Origin of the sequence: Streptomyces sp. NRRL F-4489 (assembly GCF_001509485.1) — a bacterium.
GTDB lineage: Bacteria > Actinomycetota > Actinomycetes > Streptomycetales > Streptomycetaceae > Streptomyces.
Genome location: NZ_LLZI01000001.1, coordinates 236,802 through 252,576 on the forward strand (window position 1 = coordinate 236,802; position 15,775 = coordinate 252,576).

At 72.0% G+C, this 15,775-nt stretch carries 13 protein-coding genes and 1 pseudogene; 7 read left to right on the forward strand and 7 right to left on the reverse strand.

The window, feature by feature from the left end:
• Window positions 1-25 precede the first annotated feature (25 nt).
• A complete protein-coding gene (locus tag ADL22_RS01010) occupies window positions 26-3,319 on the reverse strand; it encodes an AfsR/SARP family transcriptional regulator (RefSeq protein WP_324615490.1) in 3,294 nt (1,097 codons plus the stop codon).
• Between the two features lie 591 nt (window positions 3,320-3,910).
• Between ADL22_RS01010 and ADL22_RS01015 the strand changes: the two genes are divergently transcribed.
• The 4 genes and pseudogenes from ADL22_RS01015 to ADL22_RS01030 all read left to right on the forward strand — a co-directional run bounded on the left by ADL22_RS01015 (window position 3,911) and on the right by ADL22_RS01030 (window position 7,417).
• The gene (locus ADL22_RS01015; protein WP_066972691.1) at window positions 3,911-4,792 is read left to right on the forward strand and encodes an MBL fold metallo-hydrolase; all 882 of its coding nucleotides are present in this window, start codon (window positions 3,911-3,913) and stop codon (window positions 4,790-4,792) included.
• Between the two features lie 337 nt (window positions 4,793-5,129).
• A complete protein-coding gene (locus ADL22_RS01020) occupies window positions 5,130-5,486 on the forward strand; it encodes an RNHCP domain-containing protein (RefSeq protein WP_066972695.1) in 357 nt (118 codons plus the stop codon).
• Window positions 5,487-5,512: 26 nt separating this feature from the next.
• Window positions 5,513-5,935, forward strand: a pseudogene (locus tag ADL22_RS01025) (RNHCP domain-containing protein); the annotation flags it as partial.
• Window positions 5,936-6,082: 147 nt separating this feature from the next.
• Window positions 6,083-7,417 (forward strand): NAD(P)/FAD-dependent oxidoreductase, encoded by a 1,335-nt coding sequence (locus ADL22_RS01030; RefSeq protein WP_066972696.1) that lies wholly within the window; start codon window positions 6,083-6,085, stop codon window positions 7,415-7,417.
• A gap of 111 nt (window positions 7,418-7,528) precedes the next feature.
• Here the strand turns inward: ADL22_RS01030 and ADL22_RS01035 are convergent, their stop codons facing one another.
• Both ADL22_RS01035 and ADL22_RS01040 read right to left on the reverse strand, forming a co-directional pair.
• The gene (locus ADL22_RS01035; protein ID WP_066972698.1) at window positions 7,529-7,930 is read right to left on the reverse strand and encodes a RidA family protein; all 402 of its coding nucleotides are present in this window, start codon (window positions 7,928-7,930) and stop codon (window positions 7,529-7,531) included.
• 29 nt (window positions 7,931-7,959) lie between these two features.
• Window positions 7,960-8,766, reverse strand: a complete 807-nt coding sequence (locus tag ADL22_RS01040) for a phytanoyl-CoA dioxygenase family protein (protein ID WP_066972702.1) — start codon at window positions 8,764-8,766, stop codon at window positions 7,960-7,962.
• Between the two features lie 184 nt (window positions 8,767-8,950).
• Here ADL22_RS01040 and ADL22_RS01045 point away from each other — a divergent pair, with 184 nt between their 5' ends.
• Window positions 8,951-9,646, forward strand: coding sequence for a TetR/AcrR family transcriptional regulator (locus ADL22_RS01045; RefSeq protein ID WP_066972705.1), 696 nt, complete (start codon window positions 8,951-8,953; stop codon window positions 9,644-9,646).
• 84 nt (window positions 9,647-9,730) lie between these two features.
• On the opposite strand, the gene ADL22_RS01050 is transcribed toward ADL22_RS01045, so the two are convergent.
• The 3 genes from ADL22_RS01050 to ADL22_RS01060 form a co-directional block, all read right to left on the reverse strand.
• On the reverse strand, window positions 9,731-10,741 hold the full coding sequence (locus tag ADL22_RS01050) for an aldo/keto reductase (protein ID WP_066972707.1): 1,011 nt from the start codon (window positions 10,739-10,741) through the stop codon (window positions 9,731-9,733).
• A gap of 203 nt (window positions 10,742-10,944) precedes the next feature.
• Window positions 10,945-11,433, reverse strand: coding sequence for a DUF1772 domain-containing protein (locus ADL22_RS01055; protein WP_066972710.1), 489 nt, complete (start codon window positions 11,431-11,433; stop codon window positions 10,945-10,947).
• Window positions 11,430-12,092 (reverse strand): maleylpyruvate isomerase family mycothiol-dependent enzyme, encoded by a 663-nt coding sequence (locus ADL22_RS01060; RefSeq protein ID WP_066972712.1) that lies wholly within the window; start codon window positions 12,090-12,092, stop codon window positions 11,430-11,432. Before ADL22_RS01060 ends, ADL22_RS01055 begins: the two co-directional genes overlap by 4 nt.
• A 71-nt stretch (window positions 12,093-12,163) precedes the next feature.
• On the opposite strand from ADL22_RS01060, the gene ADL22_RS01065 reads away from it, so the two are divergent.
• Window positions 12,164-13,093, forward strand: a complete 930-nt coding sequence (locus tag ADL22_RS01065; protein WP_066972715.1) for a LysR family transcriptional regulator — start codon at window positions 12,164-12,166, stop codon at window positions 13,091-13,093.
• Between the two features lie 164 nt (window positions 13,094-13,257).
• Here ADL22_RS01065 and ADL22_RS01070 read toward each other — a convergent pair whose 3' ends face one another.
• Complete coding sequence (locus ADL22_RS01070) at window positions 13,258-14,175, reverse strand: LysR family transcriptional regulator (protein WP_066972717.1); 918 nt, start codon at window positions 14,173-14,175, stop codon at window positions 13,258-13,260.
• Window positions 14,176-14,479: 304 nt separating this feature from the next.
• Between ADL22_RS01070 and ADL22_RS01075 the strand changes: the two genes are divergently transcribed.
• Window positions 14,480-15,763: an MFS transporter gene (locus ADL22_RS01075; RefSeq protein ID WP_324615491.1), complete on the forward strand. Its 1,284-nt coding sequence runs from the start codon at window positions 14,480-14,482 to the stop codon at window positions 15,761-15,763.
• Window positions 15,764-15,775: the final 12 nt, after the last annotated feature.

Here is a 15,775-nt window from a genome sequence, read left to right on the forward strand (position 1 = left end):
GGCGGCCCCAGCCGTACGAGGGACTTCAGCGGTACGGCGACCCGCCCCGCTTCCCCGAAGGCGAACCCGGCCCCTGCACCACACGGTCCTCCAGATCCACCTCCAACTGGGCCAGTTCCAGGCGCACTTCGGCCGCCCCCACCCGGTCCATGATGCGCTCCCGCGTCGCGATGGCCGCGCGCAGCAGCCGCTGGGCGTCATCGTTGCGCCCCAGGCGCGCGCTGACGCTGCCCAGCCGGTGCAGCACCCGCGACTCCCCCGCCACGTCCCGCCGCTCCCGCACCTGCCGCAGCAGATCGGTGAGCACCTCCTCGGCCTCCTCGTACCGCCCCTGGCGCTGCATCAGGTCGCTCAGCACATAGCGGACCTGCAACTCCACCCGGCGGCTGCCCGCGCCCTGGCAGATGTCCAGCGCCTCGTTCAGATAGCCGCCGGCGGTGCCCCAGTTGCCGCGGTCGCCCTCCAGCCGCGCCATGTGCACCAGCACACTGGCCGCGCCCACGTGGTCGCCCGCCTCCCAGAACTCGCCGAGCGCCACCCAGAAGTGGCCGAGCGCCGCCTCCACATCCTGCTGGCGCGCCTCCAGCAGGGCGAGATTGCGCCGGGCCAGGGCGCAGCCGTGCACATCGCCGAGCGCCGTGAACGCCTCCAGCGCCGGTACGAGGCGCTGGCGGGCCGCCTTGAGCTGCGAGCGGCTCAGGTGCAGCGAGCCGAGCGAGCACAGCAGCGCCGCCCGGCCGCGTTCGGCGCCGGCCACCCGGACGCTCTCCAGCGCCTGGAGATGGGTGGCCTCCCAGTCCTCGTAGTAGCAGCGCGCCTCGAACAGCGAGACCAGCCCGGTGGCCAGATCCCAGCAGGCTTCGGCCTGTCCGGTACGGGCCGCGAGGCCGACCGCGGCGCACACGTTGGCGCGTTCGGACTCCAGCCAGCCCAGCGGATCCGCCAGCGCCCGGTCCGGGTTGAGGCCGTCCGGGCGGCGGCGCGGCGCCGGGCCGTGCAGGACGGTGAAGTCGCCCCCGTAGATCCGCCGGTGCGCCTCGTCGACGAGGCTCAGCCAGCCGCCGATCACCCGGGCGAGGGCGGCGCCGGTGTCGTCGGCGTCGCGGTGCCGGGCCAGTTCCTCGCGGGCGAACAGCCGGATCAGGCCCGGCAGCCGGTAGCGCGGGCCGGCCGTCGGATCGCTGCCCACCACTTCGAGGAGCTGCGCCTCCACCAGCTGGTCGAGCAGGTCGACGGCCTGGAAGAGATCCACGTCCAGCAGGGCCGCGGCGACCCAGCCGCCGGTCGAGGGCCCGTCGAGCAGGCTCAGCAGGCGCAGCAGCCGGCGGGCGCTGTGATCAAGGGCCTCGTAGGACAGCGCGAGACCGGTACGGATCGCCAGATCGCCGTAGGCCAGTTCGTCCAGCCGCCGGTGTTCGTCGGAGAGCCGCTCGACCATCCACGCCAGCGACCAGTGCGGGCGGGCCGCGAGCCGGGCCGCGACGATCCGCAGCGCCAGCGGCAGCCGGCCCACGATGCGGCCCAGCGTCTCGGCGGCCCGCGCCTCGTTCGCCACCCGCCGTTCGCCGATGGCGCCGGCGAGCATCCGCAGGACCTCGTCGTCCTCCAGGACGTCCACGGTCAGCGTCCGCACACCGGGCAGACCGGCCGCCCGCGGGCTGCCGGTGACGAGGACCGCGCTGCCGCCGGTGCCGGGCAGCAGCGGGGCGAGCTGCTCCTCGGTCGCCACGTCGTCGAGCACCACGAGGATCCGCCGTCCGGCGAGGAACCGCCGGTACAGCGCGGCACGTTCCTCGCACGACGCGGGCAGCCCCTCCCCCGGAACGCCGAGCGCCCGCAGGAAGCGCCCGAGGACCTCCCCCGCCCCCATCCGGCGCCCGGGCGCCCGCCCCAGGTCGCAGTACAACTGCCCATCGGGAAAAGCCCCGGCGATCCGGTGCGCGGCATGCACCGCGAGCGCGCTCTTGCCCATACCGGGCGGCCCGGTGAGCGCCACGGCCCGTACGTCGCCGCCGCCCTCACCCCCCGTCAGCAACTCCTCGACGACCCTGAGCTGCTCCCCCCGCCCCACGAACCCGACCACATCCGGCGGCAACTGGCAGGGAACGACCGGCGTGTCGGCACCGTCCGCCACCACCACGGCCGCCTGCCCGGACACCTCACCGCCCACCGGGGGCTCGACCGCGGCGGGCGGCGAACCCGCCGCGGTGCCGGTCCCGGACACCCCCGCCTCCCCGGAGAGAATGGCCCGCTGCACCTCCCGCAACTCGTCGCCGGGCTCCAGCCCCAGCTCCTCCACCGCGAGCCGGCGGCCGTCCCGGTACGTCTCCAGCGCCTCGGCCGTCCGCCCCGAACGGTGCAGCGCGAGCATCAACTGCCCCCGGGTGCGCTCCCGCAGCGGATGCTCGGCCAGCAGAGCCCGCAGCTCCCCGACGAGTTCGGCGTGGCGGCCGGCGTCGAGCCGCAGCCCGGCGTACGTCTCCGACGCGGCGAGGCGCGCCTCTTCCACATGCTCGGCCCGCTGCATCAGCCGGTCACTTCCGACGCCACTCAGCGCCGGCCCCCGCCACAGCGAAAGAACCGACCGGAGGAGTTCCTGCGCCTCCCCGGCACAGCCCTTCCTGATCAGCCCGTCCGCCTCCGAAACCCCCGAAAGGAATACCTGGCTGTCAAGCTCCCCTTCCGCCACCTGAATAACGTATCCAGGCCCCCGCGTCGCAATGACCGAAGGGCGTCCACTCCGCGAAAGTAATGCCCGCAGACCCGATATGCACGTCTGTATCTGGGTACGCGCGGTGAGCGGCGGATTCTCCCCCCACACCGCTTCCATCAGGTACTCCGCGCTGACCACGCGGTTCGCGTCGAGCAGCAGCGCGATCAATACCGTCTGCGTCCGCCCGCGCGGCACCCGGCACTCCGGCGCCCCTTCGAAGACGACTTCGAGCGGGCCCAGAATGCGATACACCGGACCGTTCCGCATCACCATGCAACACCCTAGTGTCTTGTGAGCCTGTTCCTGCGCATTCGATTCCGACCTTGCCGACCGGCACGCGCGTACCCCTGGGGCCGCGCCACGCTGTCGCAGACCTACCGGCGCTTCACCCGCGAAGCCGCCGCTCTCCGCCTTGAAAGGACAGCTCCACCGGCCGACGCCTTGGGGAATCCCCTCGGGCCGTGGACACCCCCGAGGAGGCCGTGGAGGAAAACGCCTCCCCGGCGGCGACCCGATATAACCGGCGAAATAACTTCTCCGCCCTTTCCGGGCCCGGATCCCACGCGGCTTTTCGCTGCGCGCGTACGGGGCGAGCACGTCGAGCATACTGCGGACACCAAGCGCGTGAACGCACTCCCCTCCCCCACCGCTCGCGCTCCAACTCGCGCCGCCGGCAAGCCTGACCGCACGCGGCCGCAACGCTCACCGGCCCCCCGGAAACACCCGAACCCGCGAGGACGGAGAAGGCGGCGCTCAGAGCTGTCCGGGCTTGATCCATGGCGGGAGGCTAGCGGCGGGGTGAAGGGGGCACCAGTGCCTTTGACACCTCAAAACCTTTTCCGGGCAGGACGCGTGGTTATTGACAAGCTTTTTCACCTGGCCCGGACAAGACGGACCTCCGCAAGAGCCCCTCGGCGATCGCCCCCACGCCAAGGGCTTCACGTCGGTTCGCATATCGAAACGCAAAGCATTCCTTCCCGACCGCGTGACATAGCGCGGCAGGGCCGCACTCACCATCCCCCCATCCCCGACCGACCCACCGGCCCACCAACCCATCACCCCACCATCCCGCCATATCCGGAATGTCATACCTGCTGTTGCCGGGAGCGATGTCCGACTGATATCCGTTCCACACGCCGGGGCTGATCTCCGCGCCGGCTGCGTTCGCCCTCGGATGGATCGGCGGTCAGGTGGCACATGGCATACACAGCGGTGGATTACGGCGAGGTCAGCGTGCTGATCGGCGATCGGCTGGGCGCCTATCCGTACAGCAACTCCCTGCTCGTGCGCGGCGCGACGGCCTCGCTGGTCGTCGATCCGTCGTTGTCGCTCATCGCCTCCCCGCCACCCGCCGACCTGGTCCTCGTCAGCCATGCCCATGAGGACCACATCGCCGGTATCGGCGGCTACGACATACCGGTCCACGTCCACCGCGACGACCTCCCCGGGCTGCGGTCCCGCGCCGCCCTGGTCGCCGGGTACGGTCTGCCGCCCGAGGCCGAGGCCGAGCTCGACAGAATGCTGCGGGACGACTTCCACGTGCAGGAGCGTCCGGACGCGAACGGGTTCGAGGACGGCACCGTCTTCGACCTCGGCGGGCGCACCGTGACCGTCGTGCACCTCCCCGGCCACACGGCGGGCCACTGCGGTTTCCTGATCGAGCCGGACGGCTTCCTCTTCGTGGCGGACATCGACCTGACGTCGTTCGGCCCGTACTACGGCGGCGCCGACAGCGACCTCGCCGACTTCGAGGCGTCGATGCGCCGGTGCCGCGAGATCGACGCGCGCTGGTACGGCACCGCGCACCAGAAGGGCGTGATCGAGGGGGCGCCGGAGTTCCGGCGCCGGCTCGACGCCTTCGCCGGCGTGGTGGAGAAACGCGACGCGGCACTCCTGGCCTTCCTCACCGAACCGCGGACCATCGACCAGATCGCCGACCACCGGCTGGTCTACCGCCCCCACGTCGAAGGCTCCCACGTCCAACCGGTGGAGCGCAGAACAGCGGAGCAGCACCTGCACCGCCTGCTGCGCCAAGGCCGCATCACGGAGGTGGAAAAGGGAAAGTTCCGCGCGACGTAGGGCGATTGCCGCCTCGGGCCGCCCCTCCCGCGCGCCAGGCCGCCCCGCCCCGGTAAATCCGTTGACGCCCCTCCCGCCGCCCCTGTTGGCTGAAGTCCTCTGCTTCCTTCTCCTCGGGGGTGTTGATGGCCCGGCCCGCGCCGAGCGCGCCTCGCCGTACCGCGTAAAGTCCGTCCGCTCGGCCGCCGTTGCCGCGGCCGCCGGACGCGTTTCCGGTATTCCGCACCGCCCGCCGCCCCACGGCCCGTACGCCGTGCCGGTGCGCCTGGGCGCCCCGTCGAGGCCGCTCGGCCTGCTCTTGCTGTCCTGACCCACTTCTCAGCAAGGAGCACCCCGGGTGTCCCACCCCAACCTCCCCGGCCCCACCCCCGCGCCGGACACCTTCGCCTGCGCCTGGTGCGGCCTGACCGCCCCCGACGGCGCCGGGCGCGACCACTGCCCCTCGTGCCTGCACGCCCGGCACGTCCTGGACCGCGTGGCGGGCGGCCCGAGCGCCTGCCGCGGCCGGATGGCGCCGATCGCGATCGCGGTGGCGGGCAGCGGCGACTGGCGGCTCATCCACCGCTGCCTCGGCTGCGACGAGCTGACCGCCAGCCCGGTCCGCCCCGACGACAACCAGCTGGTCCTGATGCGTACGGCCGTCCGGCCGCTGGCCGAGCCGCCGTTCCCGCTCGAAGCGTTCGGCGCCCTCTGACCACTCCCGGAAGGAGGGAACGCACCATGCCGCGACGCACCACCCCGCGCGCCCCCGGCCACCCCCGGCGCCCGCAGCGCGCCAAAACCGTCCTGCACGGCCAGGGCGGCCACCGGGCGCACGCCTTCCGCTGCGCGGGCTGCCGCCTGGAAGTGCCCTCGGACGCGCCGGGCACCGCCCACCGCAACCACTGCCCGCACTGCCTGGCCAGCCGCCACCTCGACCACAGGGTCCCCGGTGACCGCGCCGCGGACTGCGGCGGCCGCATGGCGGCGCTGGGCCTGGCGGTCCGGCCGGACGGCGAATGGCAGCTCGTTCACGAATGCCTGGCGTGCGGTCAGCTCAGCGCCAACCGCATCGCGGGGGACGACAACCCGCTGGCGCTGGTGCGACTGGCCCTCGCACCGCTCAGGGACCGCACGCTTGCCGAGGGGGTGTTGCGCAGCCTGCATGCCCTCCATGCCCTGCACGGCAGCGGCGGCGCCAGCGGCGAGACCAACGGGACGACATTTCCCATAACGCCTGTTGCGTAAATTCCGGCGAGTCGATACGTTGCCGCTGTTCTCCGTACTCAGGGATGGAAGGCCGGGATCACCATGGACGACGTTGCAGCGAGCGGGGCCGGCTTCGCCGGTGTGACGTACTCGGCGTTCAGCGGCTGGGCCGACCGGCCCAGCCAGTTCGCGCCGATGCTGGAGGGGGAGCTCAGCTGCGATATCGCCGTCGTCGGGGGCGGCTACGCCGGTATGGCGGCGGCGCTGCGGCTGGCCGAGCGCGGCGCCGATGTGGTCCTGCTGGAGTCCGGGTTCTGCGGTTGGGGCGGCAGTTCGCGCAACGCCGGGTACCTCTCGAACGCGCTGGCCGGCGACCCTCAGCTCCTGCGCACGCTGTACGCGCGCCGGCTGCCGGCGCTCATCCGCTACGCGGACCGGGCGGCCCATTTCACCGAGGAGCTGATCGGACGGCTCGCCCTCGACTGCGACTACGAGGCGACGGGCAACGTCATCGCCGCCGTCTCCCCGGGACAGCTCCGGCGCACCAAGCGGAACGCCGAGATCCTCCGGGGCGCGGGGGCGGATGTGGAATTCGTCGAGGGCCGCGACTTCGGCCTGCCGGCGACGTTCCTCGGCGGCGTCTTCGAGCGGGCCGGCGGGTTGCTGAACCCCGGCAAGTTCGCGCTCGGGCTGCGCGACGCGCTTCTCGCCTCGGGCGTGCGGACGCACGAGCGGACCGCCGTGCGCGCGATCGAGCCCCAAGCGCCGGGAGCCGTCGTCAGCACCACCGGAGGCCGCGTCCGCGCCGAACGCGTGGTGCTGGCCACCAACGCCTACTCCCGCGACCTGGCGATCGCCCCGAGGTGGCTGGCGACGCCGGTCTGGACCAGCTTGGTCGAAACCGAACCCCTCGCGCCCGAGCGCCTGGCCGCGACCGGCTGGACCAGGCGCGTCGGCATCATCACCCCGCACACGATCCTGGAGAACTACCGGCCCACACCACGCGGCACGATCATGTTCGGAACCCGCCGGCTGCGGACGGCGCCCGGCGCACTGGGCGCCCGCGAACCGGACGACGCGGTCGTGGCGGACCTCGTCCGCGGCTTCCACGAGCGGTTCCCCTCGCTCGGCGACGTCGCACCGCGGCGTGCCTGGGGCGGCTGGATCGCGATGACGTCATCGCTGCTGCCGATCGCCGGAGAGGCGGCGAAGAACGTCTTCTACGCCATCGGCTGCAACGGCCACGGCCTCGCCCAGTCCCCTTACCTCGGCACCCTGCTCGCGGACCGGCTCGCCGGCGACCGGACGCACGAAGACCTCGCCGCCGTATGGCGTACCCGGCCGCGGTTCGCCCCGCCCGTCTTCAGCGCGCCGGCGCTGCACGCCGCCTGGACGATCGACCGCGTCTCGGACCGCTTCCAGCGCCGCAGGGGCTGACGACCGGGCGCGGTCCGGGACGGGCCGGGGCGCGCACGCCGGCGAACCGAGCCGGAGCCGCCGACGTGCCTGGGACAGCGGAGAAGGCGGGAGAAGCCTCTCGGTGCTGTTCTACGTACCGCTCCCGGCCACCGCGACCGCGCGGATCTCGACCAGCAGTCCCGGAAGAGCCAGCTGGGACACCCCGACCGCGGTCCACGACGGATACCGATCGGTGAGGTACTCGTCCTTGACCCGGGCGAAGGCCGGCATATCGCCCCGGAGATCGGTGTGGAACGTGGTCAGTTCCACGATGTCGCGCAGGCACGCTCCGGCGGCTTCGAGGACGTTCCGCACCCCGTCGAACGCGAGCCGGGCCTGGGCTTCCATCCCCGCGGCGGGCGTCAGGGTGGTGGCGTCGATCCCCGTCTGGCCCGAGACCCAGATCAGATCACCGGCGCGGGTCGCCTGCGAGAAGTGCAGCCTGTCGTACAGCGCCTGGGTGGCACCCGGATTGGCCAAATGGCGTTTCATCGCGCGGAGTTCCCCTCCCGGGCGGACGGTCAGAGCAGTTGGCGGAAGACGGGTGAGCGGAACGGGTCCCCCGGCTTCAGCTTCGCCATCTCCTCGGCGAAGAGGGTGCCGTTGCGGGCGAAGTGCTGGTTGGTCTCAGGGAGGGGGCGGAACGTGGCGTCGTCGCCGAAGAAGCGCAGGACCAGCGTGTGGCGGTCCGGGCAGCCGGCGTCGACCTGCGCGCCGCCGTGCAGTGAGCGGGGATGGAGCAGGACGACATCGCCGGGCTCGGTGGCCCAGGAGAGCACGTCGTAGGCGTCCGGGTCGCGGGCGAGTTCGGCGTCGATGTGCGGCAGGCGCGGCAGTGCGCCGCCGCCGTGGAGGGGTTCGGTCGGGTCGTCGGGGTCGGCGAAGGTGGTCCCGTCGTACTGGATGCCTTGGTGGGAACCGCGGATGATTTCCAGCGAGTTCGCTTTCGGGAGCGCCTGGAAGCTGATCCAGGCATTGGCCCAGTGCTCGCCGGCCCAGGGCAGGTAGGCGGTGTCCTGGTGCCAGGCGGTGCGGCCGCCTCGTCCGCCGGCCTTGAGGAAGATCTCCTCGGCGAAGTACCACACGTGCTCGGAGCCCCACACCTCGCTGAGCAGCTGGCCGAACGGCAGCGACGAGACCATCGCGTCCAGCCGGGGCTTGGCGAGCGGGTTGGCGTTGTCGACGTGCGACTGCTGCTCGGTGCCGTTGAACATCCGCGTCGCGTTGGGGCCGGGGTGGTCGACGGCCCAGTCGTACGCCTCCCGGCACCGCGCGAGCTGCGCCTGGTCCAGGCAGCCCTCCAGGAGGACCGCACCGTCGCCCCGCAACGCTTCCCCTGCCGAACCTGCGGAACCTGCCGAACCTTCCGAACGTCCGGAACCCGCCGAACCCCTTGACCCTGCTGACTCGTGCATCGGTTTGCCTCCCGTGCGTCAGGTGGTGGAAGCACCGTACGAGCCCGCCACCATTCACACAACACTCGTTACGTTAATCCTGTGGGAGAATCGGCGAATGTCCGAAAACCCGACCCGACGAGTGAGCGGCGACAGCGGAAGCGGACCGGCGGTGCGCCGCGGCCGGCCGACCGGCGACCACGAGGCGAAGCGGGCCGAACTGCTGAAGGCGGCGGCCTCCGTGATCGCGCAGGAGGGCTACGCCCACACCTCACTGCGCAAAGTGGCCCAGCGCGCGGGGTGCACGACCGGGGCGGTGACGTACTACTTCGCCAACAAGGAGGAACTGGTCACCGCGTTGGCCGAGACCCGGTTCGACAGCTTCGACGCGATGATCGCGAGCGGCCGGCGCCGGACAGACAAGCCAGACATCAGGGCGATCCTGGAACGGTGGCTGTCCCGGACCACCGACGATGCCGAGTTCTGGCCCGTGATGTCCCAACTCCTGCTCCACGCACGGTACGAACCAGGCTTCGCCGCCCTCATCGAACGGCGCTACGCCCGCCTCCGCGAGGTGCTCGCCTCACTCCTCGCCACGGGGCAGGCGCAGGGAACCGTCCGCGACGACATCCCCGCCGACCTGCTCGCCGACCAGCTGGGCGCCATCGGCGACGGCTGGATGGTGATGTTTCCCATCGAGCCCGAAAGGTTCACACCCACTCGCGTGCAGGCTCTCCTCGACGCCGCCGTCACGCTGATCTCACCGCCCGGGAGCGCGCGGCGGGGGTCCCAGGCGGAGCCCTCCGGAAGGTGACGTGACCGGCCAGGGGGCGGTCGCCGGCCACAGGGCCGTGAAGGCCGGGGCCAAGGACTGTCGAAGGCTCGGCGGTAGCCCGGCCTACCGGGAGCCCGCCACAGGCGGCTGCTTGTAGAAGGACTCCGCCAGGTAGGCGGTCTCGTGCGGCTGGTAGGGCTCCTCCAAGTAGGCGGCCTCGTCTTCGTCGAGTTCGACGTCCACCGCGGCGACCGCGTCGGCCAGCTGGGCCGGCTTGGTGACCCCGACGATGGGCGAGGTCACCACCGGGTTGCGCATGACCCAGGCCAGGGCGACCTGGGCCGGGGACAGACCCCGTTTGCCCGCGATCTCGTGGACGCGCTCGGCCACTGCCTGGTCCTCGTCGCGGTAGAGGATCTTGCCGCCCGGGTCGGTCTCGGCACGCGCCGTGGCGGTGTCCTGGGCCCGCGTCAGCCTGCCCCGCGCCAGCGGGCTCCACGGGATCACGCCGATGCCCTGGTCGGCGCAGAGCGGGAGCATCTCCCGCTCTGCTTCTCGGTGGATGAGGTTGTAGTGGTCCTGCATCGACACGAACCGGGTCCAGCCGTTCAGGTCAGCCAGGTACAGGGCCTTGGCGAACTGCCAGGCGTGCATGGAAGAGGCCCCGATGTAACGGACCTTCCCGGACTTGACCGCGTCGTGCAGCGCCTCGAGGGTTTCCTCGATCGGGGTGTCGTAGTCCCAGCGGTGGATCTGGTACAGGTCGATGTAGTCGGTCCCCAGTCGCTTCAGGGAGGCGTCGAGCTCGGCGAAGATCGCCTTGCGGGACAGCCCGGCGCCGTTCGGTTCGGGGCGCATCCGCATCCAGACCTTGGTGGAGAGAACGACCTCCTCGCGCCGGGTGAAGTCCTTGACCGCCTGGCCGACGATCTCCTCGCTGCTTCCGGCGCTGTACCCATTGGCCGTGTCGAGGAAATTGACGCCGCTCTCGAGGGCCTGCTTGATGATGTCCCGGCTGGCGTCCGCGCCCAGCGACCAGGGCTCGCCGCCCCGGTCCGGCTCGCCGAAGCTCATGCAGCCGAGGGTGATGGCGGAGACTTCCAGTCCGGTCGTCCCGAGTTTGATGTACCGCATGCGTCCGAACCTAGGGGTTGGAGTGCGCTCCAACGCAATACGTCTCGGTCCGGAATTCGCCAGGCGTGTGGCAGGTGCGCCCGGTCAGGTTCCGACCGTTTCGGCCAGACGTACCAGAGAACCCAGTGGTTGGTCCGGGCGGCGGTATCGCGGCGCTCGCGACGGCGCCCCTACCCCCGCCATCTCCTGGTTCGGAGAAGAGTTCAGTGGTGTTCGGTCGCTCGCCGGCCTGCCTGGCCCAGGGCAAGAAGGATGAGGAGGGCGAAGGCGGCCATGGCCGTGCAGGTACGGGCGTCGTTGAACAGTTCCCAGCGGCTGAGGATCTTCGCATAGCCGGCCGGTGGCGCGGTGGCGGCCCACTGCTTGATGCGGCCGTTGATCGGGACGTTCCCGAACCGGGTGATCAGGAAGGAGGTGATGGTGAGGAACGCTGCCGCGGCGGTGAGGACTCGGGCCCGTTCGCGCGTCAGGGCGGCCAGAGCGACGGCGCTGAGAGCCGAGACGGCCATCGCCCCCTGCATGGTGATCCTGTTCATCTTCATCAGCTCGGTGTGGAAGTCGAGTCTCATCTCGACCGGCACGGAGTTGAAGGTGGGGACGAGGTTCGCGGCGCCGTAGCCGAAGGCTCCGGCGAGCAGGCCGGTGGAGAGCAGGGACAGGGCCAGCAGGAGGCGGGTGCGCGGCTGGTTCATGCTTGCCCGGCGGGTTGGGTGAAGCGGTCGCCGGGTGCTCCTTGGAGTTTGCCGGCGGGAAGCCTGCGGCCGTAGGCCAGCAGCAGGAGGTCTTGGGCGGTGCCGGACACGGGCGCTCCGGAGCCGTAGGACCAGTCGAGGTCCTCGGCGCACAGCCGCACTCCGTCGAGGTCGGCACCGAAGAACTTAAGGCCGCTGGGCCGGATGCCGTCGAGCAGGATGCGCAGCCGGTCCTCGGGTACGCGCCGGTCGAGGCCGAGGGCGACGGTGATGTCCAGTCCGTGCACGACGTCGTGGCCGAGCGCCGCCGCGAGTCCGCCGACCGGTGGCGTCCAGGGATGGTGCGCGTTGTCCCGCAGGAAGGCCGCGAGTGCGGTGGTGGAATGGGCCGCCGCGTCCCGGCGCGCGACCCTGTCGGTCATCCGGTGAAGGCTGCCGCGTGCCTTGGCCAGCTCGCCGAGTGTCGCGGGCAAGGAGAGGCGGAAGCCCATCGTCATATGCGCCGCGACCTCGCGAACGCGCCAACCCGCGCAGAGGCTCCGCTCGTTCCACTGGTCGGTGCGCAACGTGTCGAAAAGGTCGGCCAGTTCCCGGCGCTCCGCCGCGATCGCCGCCCTGATCCCGGCCTTCTTCCCCTTGCGGGCTGTCGCGTTGTCCATGTGATCAAGTCTGCGACCGAGGGATCGATACGGCCAGTAGATAGTTCTGCTGCTCTCTAGAATCATCGCTTATGGAGCTTCGTCAGCTGCGCTACTTCGTCTGCATCGTCGAGGAGGGCGGTTTCACCAGGGCCGCCGAACGGCTGCACCTGGCCCAGCCCGGCCTCAGCGCCCAGATCCGCCAGCTGGAGAAGGAGCTGGGGCAGGCCCTGCTCGACCGCTCCGGCCGGTCGGTGACGCCGACCGAGGTGGGCCGGGCGGTCCTGCCGTACGCCCGCGCCGCGCTGGCGGCGGCGGAGTCCGTGCGGCAGACGGTCGACGCGTACACGGGGCTGCTGCGCGGCCGGGTCACGCTCGGAATGGTCTCCGGCGCCACCGGCCACCCCTTCGACATCGCCGCGTTGCTCGCGGACTTCCACGACGCCCACCCCTCGGTGGAGGTGGCCCTCACCGAAGACACCACGGAGCGGATGCGGGCCGCGCTCCTGGCCGGCGAACTCGACATCGCCGTCCTCGGAACGGCCGAGGAGGTGCCCCCGCCCGGAGTGGCTTTCCAGACCGTGATCGACGTCCCGCTGGTCGCCACTGCCGCGCACGGTGATCCGGTTCTCGACCACGTCCGCGGTACGAGCGTCCCCCTTGCCGATCTGCGCGATCGGCCGCTGATCTGCCTGCCGCGCGGCACCGGAGTGCGCGCGGCGCTGGAACACGGCTGCGCGCGGGCAGGATTCCGGCCCCGCGTCGCCTTCGAGGCGGCGGCCCCGCACGTACTCTCGCGCCTTGCCGCGCGGGGCCTGGGAATCGCCGTGCTACCTGCCGGTGAGGACGGCTCCCCCCTCGGCGGACAACTGCGCACCCTGCACATCGTCCGGCCCGAGATGCGGGCCCGCGTCGCGCTCGCCTGGCAGGCCGGCGGTCCGTCGAGTCCTGCGGCCCGGGCTCTCCTCGACCGCCTGCGCGCGGTCGTCCCCAAGCCGCCTGATTCCTGGACCACCGCTTAGTCGTCCGCAAGCCGCCTGATTCCTGGACCGCCGCCGTCCTTGGTCAGCGCCGCGCCCGGATTTCGCGCTCCGGCGCCGGGTCGGTGGCCGCGGATGGCGGTCGAGTCCGCCGACACCGTTCAGCCGATGTCGTTCGTCGGCGTCAGCTGCGGCGCGGACCGCGGCTAGGGTCTTGGAGCGACGCCCTTGTCGCCGCCAGGCAGGTCCTCCGGCGTCCGCTCGCACAGGAGTTGAACGAAGGCGCGGGCCGCGGGCGAGGCGGCGGAGGCGTGCCACAGTGCCTGGATCGCCCTGGGCGGTACTCCGGTCACGGGCACGCCGCGGACGGTGCACATACGGGCCGCGGTGGCGGCCGGCACCAGCGCGGTGCCGAGGCCGCGGGCGACGAGGGGTTCCAGCAGCGCCATGGCGTCGGCCTCGAAGGCGACGTTGCGGGTGACGCCGGCGGCGGCGAACGCGGCGTCGTTGTGCCGGCGTATGCCTGAGCCCGGTGGCATATCGACCATGTTCTCCTCGGCCAGCCGGTCCGGGGCGACCTGCGCCGCCCCCGCCAGCCGGTGGCCGGGCGGGACGATCGCGACCAGTTCCTCGTGCGCCAGGCACCGCGCGGCCAGACCCCGTGGCGGCTGCCGCGCGGCGGCGTCGACGAACACCAGGTCGCAGGTGCGGTCCCGGACCTGCTGCAGCAGATCGCTGACGACTCGGGTGCGGAGGGTGACGCGTACGGCCGGGTGCCGGTCCTGGTAGGTGGCCAGCAGATCGGGCAGGTCCACGGCGGTGAGCGGCGTGATCGTACCGATCTGCAGCGTGCCCCGGATCTCTCCCCCGTACGCGGCCACTTCGCCGCGGGCCCGCTCGACCGCGGCCAGGGCCTCGCGCGCCGGCCCGAGGAAGACCTCACCTGCCGCCGTGACCCGCACCCCGCGGCTGCTCCGCTCGAACAGTCGGGCCCCCAACTCCTCCTCCAACCGGGCTATTTGATGACTCAGCGCGGACTGCACGACGAAGCAGCGGTGCGCGGCCCGGGTGAAGCTGCCGGTCTCCGCGACCGCGACGGCGTAGGTGAGCTGACGGAGTTCCATCCAGACATCTTGGCATCGGGCCATCTCGATCCTCGATGGCCCGCATGACGACTATCTGTTGGACTCATCCCGGCCGGATGGACAGCATGAACGGGCCGGAGTCTTCGTCACCGTCACCACCCGTCCCTCATCCGCGATCTCCCCACACCCGCCGCGGTCCGAGCGCACGGCACAGCATTCGTACGCCTCGCACACCATGCGCACCTTTCGCATCGCAGTCGTACGTCTCGCACCGTGTTCGTACGCCTCGCGCCGCACCCGCACCCCCAACCATCCGCACACCCTGGAAGGAAGAACCCACCCCGTGGCATCCTCCGCAACCCCGCCCCCACCCGCCGCCAGCCCGTCCCCCGCCGGAACCGGCGCCGCGCGCACCGCCGAGGTCGGTACCGAACACGGTGCCCCGCGACGAGGCACCCTCCTGGTGATGTCCGTGGCCGTGGGGATGTGCGTCGCCGCCAACTACTACGCCCAGCCGCTGCTGGACACCATCGCCGACGATCTGCGCCTGTCACCGGCCGCCGCGTCCCTGGTGGTGACGTCAGCCCAGGTCGGATACGTCCTGGGGCTGGTCTTCCTGCTGCCGCTCGGAGACCTGTGGGAACGGCGCCGGCTGGTGTGCGGGCTGAGCCTGGCCACGGCGTTCTCGCTCGCACTGACCGCGCTGGCGCCCAACACCGCACTCCTGCTGGCCGGCACCGCGCTGACCGGTCTGCTGTCGGTGACCGCCCAGATCCTGGTGCCGTTCGCCGCGGACCTGGCCGCCCCGGAACACCGCGGCCGGACCGTGGGGACGGTGATGACGGGGCTGGTGCTGGGCATGCTGCTGGCCCGCACCGCCTCCGGCGCGCTGGCCTCGGCCGCCGGGTGGCGCACGGTGTACTGGGTCGCCGCCGCGGCGATGCTCGCGCTGACCGCGACCCTGCACCGCGTACTCCCCCGGTACCGGGGCGGCGCCGGTCTGCGGTACGGCCAACTGCTGCGTTCCACCGCCCGCCTGCTGGCGGAGGAACCGGCGCTGCGCGCCCGTTCGGCGATCGGCATGCTGGCCTTCGCCTGCTTCAGCGTGCTGTGGACCGCCCTGGCCTTTCTGCTGTCCGACCCCGAACACGGCTGGACGGACGCCCAGATCGGCCTCCTGGGCCTGGCGGGCGCCGCGGGCGCGGTCGCCGCACAGGCGGCCGGGCGCCTGGCCGACCGCGGCCGCACCACCCTGACCACGGCGGCCGGCGCGCTGCTCCTCCTCGCTTCCTGGTGGGCCCTGGCCGTGGGCGCCCACGTCCTGGCCGCGCTGATCCTCGGCATCGTGCTGCTCGACCTGGCCCACCAAGGCGTGCACATCACCAACCAGTCACTGATCTACGCCCTGCGCCCGGAGGCCCGCGGGCGCATCACCTCGGCGTACATGACGTGCTACTTCCTTGGCGGCGCGGCCGGTTCCGCACTGGCCGGCACGGCCCACGCCTACGCCGGCTGGAACGGCGTCTGCACCGCCGGCGCCGCCCTGGCCCTGCTGCTGTGCCTGGTCTGGGCCATCACGGTGCGGCAGGGGCGGCGATCGCCCGCAAAGCCGCCCTCAGCCTGCTGAACTCCTCCGGTC